Raw genomic sequence first — 11,582 nt, forward strand, 5'->3', positions numbered from 1 at the left:
CACACCGTTCGACAGCCTCATCGTCGCAGCAGGGGCCCAACAGTCGTATTTCGGCAACGACCACTTCGCCGAGTTCGCGCCGGGCATGAAGACGATCGACGACGCCCTCGAGCTTCGCGGCCGCATTCTCGGCGCGTTCGAACAGGCGGAACTGTCCGATGACCAGGAAGAGCGCGACCGCCTGATGACGTTCGTGGTCGTCGGGGCCGGCCCGACCGGAGTGGAGCTCGCAGGTCAGATCGCCGAGCTCGCCGACCGAACACTGGACGGAGCGTTTCGCAACATCGATCCTCGCGATGCGCGCGTGATCCTCCTCGACGCAGCACCGGCCGTACTCCCCCCGATGGGTGAAAAGCTCGGAAAGAAGGCTGCAGCCCGCCTCGAGAAGCTGGGCGTCGAGATCCAGCTCAACGCAATGGTCACCGATGTGGACAACGACGGCCTTACCGTCAAGGAAAAGGACGGCACCACCCGCCGCATCGAGGCGCAGTGCAAGGTGTGGTCTGCCGGTGTCCAGGGAAGTCCGCTGGGCAAGCAACTCGCCGATCAGTCCGGGACCGAGACCGACCGGGCCGGTCGTGTCATCGTCGAGCCAGACCTGACCGTCAAGGGTCACCCCAATGTCTTCGTCGTCGGCGACCTCATGTTGGTCAAGGATGTACCGGGAATGGCGCAGGGCGCGATCCAGGGCGCAACGTATGCGGCCAAGCAGATCAAAGCCACGCTGAAAGGCGAAGACCCGGCACAGCGGCAGCCGTTCAAGTATTTCGACAAGGGTTCCATGGCCACCGTGTCGCGTTTCAACGCGGTCGCGAAGGTCGGCAAACTCGAGTTCAGCGGATTCTTCGCATGGTTGATGTGGCTCGCGCTGCACCTGTACTACCTGGTCGGATACCGCAGCCGCATCACCACCGTCATCTCGTGGTTCGTGACGTTCCTCGGACGCGGACGCGCACAGATGGCGTCGACCGAGCAGCAGGTGTTCGCGAGGCTTGCCATCGAGCAACTCAACTCGCTGGAAGCGCGTGGTGTGACCCGCACCGACGACGACGATCAGCGAGCAAAAGCAGCAGGCTGAAACGCTAAGAAAACGATCGACTACTCGGCGTCATTCGTGCACGTGATGTGCATGGGTGGCGCCGAGTTCGTGCAGCATGCGGTGAACGATCTCGTCGTCGAGTCGGTAGGTCATCTTCTTTCCATCGCGCTGGACTGCGACCCATCCCTCGTTCCGCAATAGTCGCAGCGCGTGTGACACCGAGGTCGCAGTCATGCCGAGCGCCGACGACAGATCCGTGACACAGATGCCGGGTGCTCGATGCATGCACAACAGAATGCGAAGTCTGGTCAGGTCGCCGAGCAGGTCGAACCGCTGGACCCAGTCACCGAGAGCGTCCACCGCATCGAGGGCAGCACGAGCCTGCGCCACATGCTCGGGATCGAACGCCTCCACGGGCACACCATCGGTGTTCGGCTTCGTCATGACTGCCACGCTAACGCGTCGAGCCGAGCACCGGTCGACGTGGACAGACTTCCGCCCAGAGCGAGTGGCATTCGGACCGACGCGCGACCCGTCGCCGGTTCCCTCTCGTCCGGATACGTCAGCGTGCTCGACAGCGCCATGGGGGCGGACAACACGTCGTGGCCGACCGAGCCCGTCCCGAGCTCCACGCGGTGACGCAGGTGGGGCCGACCCTCGATATCGGCGTTGGTGGTGCCGCACCACCTGCCCGCGTCCTCCCCTGCGCGGCCGATCTGAACACGCTCGGAGAACGCGATGGTCGCGGAAGCCGCGAACTCGAGCGTTGTCACCGAGTGATGGATCGCGTCCGAGGCGACGATCATCGGCTGCGGATCGAATATCAACGACCCACCGTCCTCGACGTGAAAAGTCCACTGCGAGCTCGAATCCCGACGAACTGCGCTTGGTAGTGCGAGAGTCGCCGCTACGCTGCGCACGCACAAACGAGCACCTGCACCCACCACGACGTCGATGATCATGGTATCGCCGCCTAACGGGGTTGCGGCAGTTCCGATCATATGGACCGTGTCCGGTCCGGTGAGTCGGCCCGAGAGCCCACCCGAGGAGGTGATGCGCGGACTCCGGTCCGCACTCGCCACGATGGTGAGCTCAGTGCGCATCGGCCGCGGCCGTCTCCTTCAATTGAGTACGAACCCATTCGAGTACTTCAGTGGCGGCCGGGTCTTCGGTCAACGAGATCAGCGCAGTCGGACGTCCGTCGCGTACCTTGCGCGCATCGTTCTCCATCACGGTGAGATCCGCCCCGACGTACGGTGCAAGATCGGTCTTGTTGATAACCAGAAGATCCGAGAACGTCACACCCGGACCGCCTTTCCTCGGGACTTTGTCTCCGCCAGCGACGTCGACGACGAAGATCTGCACGTCGATGAGGCCTGAGGAGAATGTTGCCGTCAGGTTGTCGCCGCCGGATTCCACCAGAATCAAGTCCAGTGGTGGATTGCCGTCGACGAGGTCGTCGATCGCGTCGAGGTTGGCGGTGATGTCGTCACGGATCGCGGTGTGGGGGCACCCACCCGTCTGGACCGCCGTGATGCGCTCGTCGGGTAGCACTGCATGCCTGCGCAGGAAATCGGCATCCTCGGTCGTGTAGATGTCGTTCGTCAGGACGCCGAGTGAAAGCTCTTCTCGCAGTTCGCGGCACAGCGCCGCCACCAATGCGGTCTTACCCGAACCCACCGGCCCGCCGATGCCGACACGGAGCGCCTCGCCTGCGATTCGATTGCGCTTGGGCCGGTCGAGACTGTGGTCGTGCGGCTCTCCATCGATGAGATGCGGAGGCATAGGTATCGCCTTTCGAGATCGATTGTGCGTTGATGTCAGGATACGAACAGGGGGCGGTCGCGCTGTGCGTGGGACTCGGCCAGGACGTCGAGCAATGGGTCCGACAGGTCCATCAGATTCGGCAGGCCCTCGCAGACCGAATCGGCGACCTCGTCACAGGTGTGGGCCAAGCGCAGGGTGCACGCGGCGACATCCGACGGATCGAGCGCGAGGAGTCTCTGCGCGGCGATGGCGGATCCCGTCATCGCCATGTAGATCTGAACCGACGCCAAGTCCTGACCGGACAGACCGGCGACTCGTCCGACGATCCCGGCGACGACGGCCAGATGCGGTCTAGCGGCAATTCGCGTCCAATCGAAGTCCGGCCAACTCGCGCGCGCGAGGCGAAGTAGGCCCCTCCCCTGCGCTCTGGATGCCGCACGGGCAGCAGGTGACGGCGTTCGTGCGTCGCACTCCGCGTCGGCGACGTCAGTTCCGATCATCGACTCGCATACTGCTGCCGCAATCGATGCCGCAACTGCGCCAGTTGTACGGACGCGACGAATCAAGAACGCTTCCACCGTCGGGATGTCGCGAACGAGACCCTGCTCGATCGCTTCCTCGACGCCTCCGGAGTGAACGTGCCCGCCGGTCGGCAACCGGGAGTCGGCCAACGACAGGAGGGTCGATACCCGCATTACGACGGCGCTCAAAAGAGAAAGTACCTCTGTGCCATGGGTAGCTCGGTTGCCGGTTGCTCCGCCCAGACTTCACCATCGATCTTGACGGTGAAGGAGTCCGGATCGACCTCGATCCGAGGCTGCGCGTCGTTCAGCGGCATCTCGGCCTTGCCGACGGATCGCACGTTCCCGACGTCGACCAGACGTCGATCACAGTTCAACCGGCCGGCCAGTCCATCCTCGATCGCCTGTGGAGCGACGAAGTGCACGGACGTCGCGGCTGCAGCTTTGGCGGAGGCGCCGAACATCGGTCTCGGCAGCTCCGGCTGAGGGGTCGGTATCGATGCGTTGGCGTCACCCATCTGTGCCCACGCGATCATGCCGCCCTTGATGACCGCGTGCGGCCGCACGCCGAAGAAAGCCGGGTCCCACAGCACCAGGTCGGCAAGCTTGCCAGGCTCCACCGAGCCGATCTCGTGGTCCACACCGTGGGCCACAGCGGGGCAGATCGTGTACTTGGCGATGTAGCGCCTGACCCGGTTGTTGTCGGCATGTACATCCCCAGCCAGCAATCCGCGCCGCTTCTTCATCACGTGCGCGGTCTGCCATGTTCGGAGGACGACTTCGCCGATCCTGCCCATCGCCTGAGCGTCGCTGCCGATCATCGAGATCGCTCCCATGTCGTGGAGAAGATCCTCGGCCGCGATGGTCGACGGGCGGATGCGGCTCTCGGCGAAGGCGAGGTCCTCCGGAATCGACGGGCTGAGATGGTGGCACACCATCAGCATGTCCAAATGTTCATCGAGAGTGTTGACCGTGTGTGGCCTGGTCGGGTTGGTCGAGCTCGGCAGTATGTTCCCGTACGACGCAACTGTGATGATGTCCGGCGCGTGCCCGCCGCCTGCCCCCTCGGTGTGGTACGCATGGATCCCTCGGCCGGCGATGGCCCCGAGGGTGCTTTCGACGAACCCTGCCTCGTTGAGAGTGTCCGAATGCAGCGCGGCCTGAACACCTGCGTCCTCGCACACCCGGAGGCAGGCATCGATCGCCGCAGGGGTCGAACCCCAATCCTCGTGCAGCTTGAAACCCGATGCACCGCCGCGTAATTGCTCCCACATCGAGTCGCTGCTGACGGTGTTGCCCTTGCCGAGAAGAACGATGTTCATCGGCCAGTCGTCCAGCGCTTCGAACATGCGCGCGAGGTGCCACGCTCCCGGCGTCACGGTAGTGGCTTTGCTGCCCTCGGCCGGCCCGGTTCCGCCGCCGATGATCGTCGTAATTCCGCCCCCGAGAGCTTCTTCCATGATCTGTGGACAGATGAGGTGGACGTGGCAGTCGATGCCGCCTGCAGTGAGAATCTTCCCGTTGCCCGCGATGAGCTCGGTGGACGGTCCGATCACCAGATCGGGGTGGACTCCGGTCATGGTGTCGGGGTTGCCGGCCTTGCCGAGTGCAACGATCCGACCGTCGCGAATGCCGATGTCTGCCTTGATGATGCCCCAGTAGTCGACGACGACGACTCCGGTGATGACGGTGTCGGGTGCGCCGTCGGCCCGGGTCGCGCGCGACTGTCCCATCGACTCACGAATGACTTTGCCGCCGCCGAAGACGGCTTCTTCACCCGCCAGGCCTGGTCCACCGCTTCTGTCCTCGGTGACCTCGATGAGAAGATCGGTGTCTGCCAGACGAATTCGATCGCCGGTGGTCGGACCGAACAACTGTGCGTAGCGAGATCGGCTCAAGTTCGCCATCAGGCATCCAGCTTTCCAGGAGGGGTGAGGCTCAAGCCGTGGACTTCTCGGGTGCCGCCGAGCGGAACCAGGCGGACCGTCATCGTGATGCCGGGTTCGAACCTGACCGCCGTTCCAGCAGGAATGTCCAGACGGCGCCCGTGTGCGAGGGACCGGTCGTAGGAGAGCGCGTCGTTGGCTTGTGGGAAGTGCACATGACTTCCGACTTGTACCGGTCGGTCACCGGTGTTGACGACCTCGACGCTGACGCTGTCTGCGCCTTCGTTGATCTCGATCGTGCCCTCGACTGTGATGACCTCACCCGGAACCAGATGGTGGTCACCCCGCTTCGGCGAAATCGGTTCGTGCACGGTGATGAGCTTGGTGCCGTCCGGGAAGGTCGCTTCGACCTGTACTTCCGGCAGCAGTTCGGGGACCCCGCTCATCACGTCGTCGGCTGTCAGAACCTCTCGCCCCGTGGACATGAGCTCGGCAACCGATCGTCCGTCTCGCGCACCTTCGAGGAGGTGGTCGGTTATCAGCGCAACAGCCTCGGGATGATTGAGCAGCAACCCACGCGACCGCCGTTTCCGCGCCAATTCGGCTGCGTAACTGAGGAGCAGTCGGTCCTGCTCGTGCGGAGTCAGCCGCATTCGGTTCTCCATCTGTTCTTCACTCGTACCCGTTTCGGACGCCAACGGTAATACTGGCACGGTTTCGGCGCACGAGCAGCGGAGAAGAACGGTGGCTACACCGACGGACCGCCGACTGTCCGAGTCAGAAGGCCCTGCAGTACTTCCCGCGTGATCGAACTCGAGACCGCGTGAAGGTCGCCCTCGTCCACGGCGCCACAGTCCAGTCCGCGAACAAGGACTGCGGCCAGAGCCTGTGCGGTCGCAGGTTCGTCCATCATGCCGCCGGACGCACTGTCCAGATATGCTGCTACCCGCGCCGCCGCAGCAGGCATTGCGGATCGAAAGAACGCCAACGTCGCGGTCCACCGTGTGGCGAGGTGCGCGGGATGCATGTCCCAACCTTGATAGAACCCACGTTCGAGAGAGCGTGTCACCAATTCGAAGTGTCGTCGGATCGCGCGCTCTACCTCGATCGGAGAACCGGTCGGTACCACCTGGGTCGAACCGTCGCACACCCACACTCCGGTTTGCGCAGCAGCCGCCAACATGACGTTCTTCGCATGATCGGCGACCGGATGGGCGAGGGATTGTTGCGCGGAGGTGATTCCGCATGCCGCGCTGTAGTCGTAGGTTCCATAGTGCAGAGAGGTGCACCTACTGTCGGCCGAGTGCAGCGCACGGGCCAATGTCGCGGTGCCGTCGCTTCCTACGATCGCCTGTGGACTCTCGATCTGGAGCTCGAACTTCAGCGACCGTTCGGGCAGTCCGTGGGCGCGTTCGAGTTCCTCGCACAATGCCACCACGGCGCCGACCTGCTCGGTAGCCCGCAGCTTCGGCACGGTGAACACGAAGCCGTCCGGCACGCCACCGGCCGAGTCCAGAACCAGTTCGAGAGTTCGGAAACCGCGAGCACGTTCGTGCGGCGCAAGCCCTTTGGATCTGATCCCCAGCCAACGCGGACCGTTCGGGTTCGACGCAAGTTCAGCCAACACTCGTCCTGCGCGGCGAGCGTCGTCGTCTTCCACGGAGTCCGCCCGCCACCCGTACCCGTCTTCGAAGTCGATGCGGAGATCCTGAATCGGAGTCTGCTCGAGTATGCGCTGAACCGTCGGCAGCACACCCGAGGAGTCGAGCGACGAGAACACGTCCGAGTTCGAATCGACGAGCGACTGTGCTTGGCGCCCCCATTCGGACGGAATGTTCACCGTCGCAGCCGATGCCGGAACGTAGACGGTGTGGATCGGTTGCCCACCGATTCGATCGCCGGGGAAGTCCCTCGCGAGTGCGGCGTCGACCGGCCCGAGAATCGCCTCGATTCGTTTGCGGGCGCGATCGTCCAACCGGGTACTCACAGGAACGGATTCCGAGAAAGATGCGCTACTCACGCCGCTAGTGTCCCAGAGATCCCGTGTCGACGATGTTCGCGAGCCGAACCTTCCCCTGTGCCACCTGCTTTCCTTCGTCGTTCGTGATGTCGACCTGCCACAGCTGCTGCGTCCGACCTCGGTGGATCGGACGAGCCTCGGCGACCAGGCGGCCGCGCCTCGACGCTCGGAGGAAGTCCGTGTTGTTGTTCACGCCGACGACGTGGCCTCGCTCGCCCAACCAGATGCTCGCACCGATACTGGCCAATGACTCGACGACCGAGCACAGGACGCCACCGTGCATGATTCCCGCAGGCTGATGCAGGCTAGGAGTCACTTCCCATGTTGCTCGGACCACGTCGGCGGAAATCTCGGTGTATTCGAGACCGACCGCGCCGTCGAAACCTCGAGCGCAGAGTTCCGTCATGGCCGCGGGGTCCGCATGTGGAAGTTGTGGGACCTTCGACCCGGTCTCGGCGCTCGCCGGCTGTGTTTCTTGTCCCTCGGTCTCGCTCATCGTTCTCCTGGATCTACCTGTTCGGATTACAGCACGTACTGAAGATCAGAACTACACGAGAACCCGCTCACAAAAATCGGCGGGCCTCACATTCTTTCGAATGTGAGGCCCGCCGCGGCAAGGACCGGGAGTCTCTGCAGCCCTCAGGACTCCGTCACGGTCCGCTGGTCCGTTGACACCGCACGAGCATAGGGCAGCCTAACCTCACGACGCAAGATCTACGACGCTCGTAGCCGGAGTCGACCGAAATTCAGCGGGCGAGACCGCACTGGCGCACCCGCTGCAACGAATGCGTCGAGCAGAGCCTGACCCCGTCGAGCACTGTCGGAGCCCTGCGTGGCCGCAAGAACCGGGATGTACGTCGATGCGCCCAGAACCGAATCGCCGACGAGGCTCCAGAACGTGCGGCCGTCCAATGGAGCTCGATCGGAGATGGAACGCAGAATCGCCTCGAGCGACGTGATGCAGCGATGCGCGGTCCACACCAGCAGGGCTTCCTCGCACGGCAGCGACACTGTGCCCAGCGCCGAGTCGAGCGAATCCCCGTCGACTACCCGCAGAAGCGGCGACGAGACTCCCGCCCAATCGATTCCGCCGTCGCTGTCCATGTGTATCCACAGATTGTCGACGCCGGGGTCCCACGCGCGCGCTTCCAGTACGAGAAGTGCGGCCACCCGTCCTACGACGGCGTGAATCAGAGCGGTGGCGACCTGAATTGCAGCAGCCTCGGGAACCTTGAGATCCTCGAGCGACCGAGTGATCATCTGGTCGATCCGACCATCCTCCAAGCCCGCGGCAAGCTGCCACCAGCGGCGTTTACCCTCATTGGCCATCGTCGCGACCGCGTACATCCGCGGGTAGTCGGGGTTGAGCGAGCGCAGGCGAGCGCACGATTGCGCCAGCGGACTTCCATCTCGACCGCTTCCGTACGAACGATGCACATCGGCCCAGGCATCGGACGTCGTAGTTGCAAGCGACACTTCGAACACTCCCCTTCGTCGACGAGACGACCCCACCGGAGTCGTTCAACATAGGTTAGCCTAACCACTCTGTTGAGGTAGTGGCAGATCGAGGGTTGTCTTTCTGTGTCACCGATTCGGCTTGGCTTGCCTTACCTGGACGCGCAGAATGAACAAGGGTTCCGTAACCTAATACTTGACGCATTGACCACAGTGAGGAGTCACGGACACAGTGACGACGGCACCATTGCTCGGTTCGGGAGGTTCTTTCCCGACCCCCGACGAGGATTTCGCCAAGGAAGAGATACCCACTGGTGTTGCTCCGTGGCCATCGCGAATCGCGGCCACGATCGTCGATCTCGGCATCATCGCGCTCCCTCTCGGCATCGGATGGTCGATCGTCGATTCGCTCCGCGACGACAACGGCGGCGGCGAAGCGGACAGGTTCGTCTTCGGCGCCATTGCCCTGGCTGTTGCGCTGGGGCTCTTTGTGTGGAATCAGGGCTTCCGCGAAGGCAGGGACGGCCAGAGCACCGGCAAGCGATGGACCGATCTCATCGTTCGAGATGCCGTCAGCGGTGACGCGATCGGTGTTCGCCGTTCGATGCTTCGGCAGTTCGGTATCGGACGGAGTTCGACCGAGGTGGTCCGCGAGAAGACCGCACGTCACGAGTTGTTCGAACCTGTCCCACACGACAATTCAGTGGCAGGTATTCGGAAGCGCCGCATTCTCGGACTCGTGATCCTTGCGGTTGCCCTGGCCGCCGCCATTCTGGCAAGCATCGCAATCGGAGCGAGGCCGCTCACTTTCGACGAAATCGGCCACGCACTTCTGACCCCGACCGGCACGGACACCGACATCATCGTTCGCACGCTGCGGATCCCGCGGACGTTGCTCGCTCTCGTGGTGGGTATCGCTCTCGGAATCGCAGGCGCACTCATCCAGGGTCATACCCGAAACCCCCTCGCCGACGCCGGTCTCCTCGGTCTCAACGCAGGCGCTGCGTTTTTGGTGGTCCTCTCGATCTATCTGTTCCGCTTCGATTCCCCCAGTCAGTATTTGTGGTTCGCCTTTGTCGGATCGGCCTTGGCGAGCGTTGTGGTGTTCGGGCTTTCGTCGATCGGCAACGGCAAGGCGAGCCCATTGAACCTGGCTCTCGCCGGCGCGGGTGTCGCGTTCTTTCTCGCCGCGATGACCAACGCGATCGTCTTGCTCGACCAGACGAGTCTCGACGGTTACCGCTTCTGGTCGGTGGGCTCGGTGGCAGGTCGGGGACTCGACGTCCTGTGGCAGGTGCTCCCATTTCTGATAGTCGGCGTTCTCATTGCGTTGGCAAGCACTCCGGGCCTGAACGTCATGAGCCTGGGTGAGGACGTAGCCCGGTCGCTCGGGACGAACATTGCGCTCACACGGACGATCGGCATCGTCGCGATCACCCTGCTGACCGGTGCGGCTACCGCAGCCTGCGGTCCGATCGCGTTCATCGGTCTCGTCGTACCTCACGTCGCCCGGGTGGTCACCGGTCCCGACTATCGGTGGCTCGTGCCCTACGCCGGGCTCATGGGCGGGGTCATGCTGATGATCGCGGATGTGATCGGACGCGTTGTCGTGCGTCCAGGCGAGCTGCAGGTCGGGATTGTCCTCGCGCTGTTCGGCGCTCCGTTCTTCATCGCTCTCGTGCGCCGTCGAAAGTTGGCTAGCCTGTGACCGCGAATCTGGATTCGCCCGCGTCGAACCTGGGTGACCGCCACCATGGAGTTCCGTCGAGGCCTGCATTTCGGGTCGGTCCGGTCTCATTGGTCAGACGGCCGTTCATGGTGTTGATCAACATAGCTACGTTGATCGCACTGTTCCTGGTCGTCTGCATCAACATCGGGCGCGGTGATTTCCCAATGTCGGTCGGCGAGGTGACCGAAGTGCTGTTCGGAGGCGGTTCACGGATCGAGCGATTCATCGTGATGGACCTGAGGCTTCCCCGATCTCTCACAGGTCTGCTCGTCGGGATGGCGCTCGGCATCTCCGGCGCGGTGACACAGTCCATCTCTCGAAACTCGCTGGCCAGCCCGGATATCCTCGGCATCACTGCGGGCGCCAGCGCTGCAGCCGTCGCGATGATCGTGCTCGGTGGTGGGTCGCTTGCCGGGATCCTCGCCACCCTCGGCCTCCCTCTCGCGGCTCTGCTCGGCGGCATCATCACCGCAGTGCTGATCTATGCGCTTGCGTGGAAGCGCGGTGTCGAAGGGTTCCGACTGATCCTCGTCGGAATCGCAGTCAACGCCATGCTCACGGCCGTGATCGGTTGGCTGCTGATCAGTGCCGACATCAACGATGTGTCCCGAGCCCAGCTGTGGCTGACCGGTTCTCTCAATGGCGCCGACTGGAGTACCGTATGGCCGGTTCTCGTAGCCCTCGTATTGGTCGGCGGGGTCGCTATCGTCTCCACATTCACGCTCGGTGCGCTGAGGCTCGGTGACGACAACGCCCGCTCGCTCGGTGTACGACTGCAGTACAGACAGGCATCGCTGCTGCTCGCGGCGGTCGCCCTGGCCGCAATCGCCACCGCTGCCGCAGGCCCGATCGGTTTCGTCGCGCTCGCAGCTCCGCAGATCGCGCTGCGCCTTCTGCGAACTCCTGGACCACCGATCATCGCATCCGCCCTCATGGGTGGGCTGCTCGTCGTCGGCAGCGACCTCATTGCCCGGACCATTCTCCCTGTCGAATTACCGGTGGGAATCGTGACCTCGGCCCTGGGTGGACCGTTCCTTCTCTATCTGCTCGTCCGTAGCAATCGAAAGGTCTCCGCATGACAGTGACAAAAGAACTGCGAGCAGAAGGATCACGGACAGAGTCGTCGCGTCTCGTCGCCGAAGACCTGACCTTGGGCTACGGCGAC

Annotated in this window: 12 protein-coding genes; 3 read left to right on the forward strand and 9 right to left on the reverse strand. The window is 63.5% G+C overall.

All coding sequences use genetic code 11. The annotated features are described in order from the left end of the window. A partial coding sequence (locus A2J03_RS12790; protein ID WP_068374275.1) for an NAD(P)/FAD-dependent oxidoreductase occupies positions 1-1,078 on the forward strand: 1,078 nt, incomplete at its 5' end. Positions 1,079-1,108: 30 nt separating this feature from the next. On the opposite strand, the gene A2J03_RS12795 is transcribed toward A2J03_RS12790, so the two are convergent. The 9 genes from A2J03_RS12795 to A2J03_RS12835 all read right to left on the reverse strand — a co-directional run bounded on the left by A2J03_RS12795 (position 1,109) and on the right by A2J03_RS12835 (position 8,670). Beyond that, the gene (locus A2J03_RS12795) at positions 1,109-1,483 is read right to left on the reverse strand and encodes an ArsR/SmtB family transcription factor (protein WP_068374296.1); all 375 of its coding nucleotides are present in this window, start codon (positions 1,481-1,483) and stop codon (positions 1,109-1,111) included. Continuing rightward, on the reverse strand, positions 1,480-2,142 hold the full coding sequence (locus A2J03_RS12800) for an urease accessory protein UreD (protein ID WP_068374278.1): 663 nt from the start codon (positions 2,140-2,142) through the stop codon (positions 1,480-1,482). The genes A2J03_RS12795 and A2J03_RS12800 overlap by 4 nt, the downstream gene beginning before the upstream one ends. Then, entirely contained in the window at positions 2,132-2,824 is a 693-nt protein-coding gene (gene ureG / locus A2J03_RS12805; RefSeq protein ID WP_068374281.1) for an urease accessory protein UreG, read from the reverse strand. Before ureG ends, A2J03_RS12800 begins: the two co-directional genes overlap by 11 nt. Before the next feature lie 35 nt (positions 2,825-2,859). Next, entirely contained in the window at positions 2,860-3,501 is a 642-nt protein-coding gene (locus A2J03_RS12810) for an urease accessory protein UreF (protein WP_068374284.1), read from the reverse strand. A gap of 11 nt (positions 3,502-3,512) precedes the next feature. Beyond that, on the reverse strand, positions 3,513-5,234 hold the full coding sequence (locus A2J03_RS12815) for an urease subunit alpha (protein ID WP_068374287.1): 1,722 nt from the start codon (positions 5,232-5,234) through the stop codon (positions 3,513-3,515). Further along, the gene (locus tag A2J03_RS12820) at positions 5,234-5,866 is read right to left on the reverse strand and encodes an urease subunit gamma (RefSeq protein WP_082897803.1); all 633 of its coding nucleotides are present in this window, start codon (positions 5,864-5,866) and stop codon (positions 5,234-5,236) included. Before A2J03_RS12820 ends, A2J03_RS12815 begins: the two co-directional genes overlap by 1 nt. 95 nt (positions 5,867-5,961) lie before the next feature. Further along, positions 5,962-7,233 carry a DUF6986 family protein gene (locus tag A2J03_RS12825; RefSeq protein WP_156520360.1) on the reverse strand — a complete coding sequence of 424 codons (1,272 nt, stop codon included), beginning with the start codon at positions 7,231-7,233 and terminating at the stop codon, positions 5,962-5,964. Positions 7,234-7,237: 4 nt separating this feature from the next. After that, the gene (locus A2J03_RS12830) at positions 7,238-7,639 is read right to left on the reverse strand and encodes a PaaI family thioesterase (RefSeq protein WP_068374301.1); all 402 of its coding nucleotides are present in this window, start codon (positions 7,637-7,639) and stop codon (positions 7,238-7,240) included. Positions 7,640-7,947: 308 nt separating this feature from the next. Then, the gene (locus tag A2J03_RS12835) at positions 7,948-8,670 is read right to left on the reverse strand and encodes a hypothetical protein (RefSeq protein WP_231912510.1); all 723 of its coding nucleotides are present in this window, start codon (positions 8,668-8,670) and stop codon (positions 7,948-7,950) included. A gap of 250 nt (positions 8,671-8,920) precedes the next feature. On the opposite strand from A2J03_RS12835, the gene A2J03_RS12840 reads away from it, so the two are divergent. Then, entirely contained in the window at positions 8,921-10,396 is a 1,476-nt protein-coding gene (locus A2J03_RS12840; protein WP_082897802.1) for an iron chelate uptake ABC transporter family permease subunit, read from the forward strand. Positions 10,397-10,503: 107 nt separating this feature from the next. Beyond that, positions 10,504-11,496, forward strand: coding sequence for a FecCD family ABC transporter permease (locus A2J03_RS12845; protein ID WP_082897804.1), 993 nt, complete (start codon positions 10,504-10,506; stop codon positions 11,494-11,496). The last annotated feature ends 86 nt before the right edge of the window (positions 11,497-11,582 follow it).

This window comes from Rhodococcus sp. EPR-157, from assembly GCF_001647195.1.
Taxonomy (GTDB): domain Bacteria; phylum Actinomycetota; class Actinomycetes; order Mycobacteriales; family Mycobacteriaceae; genus Rhodococcoides.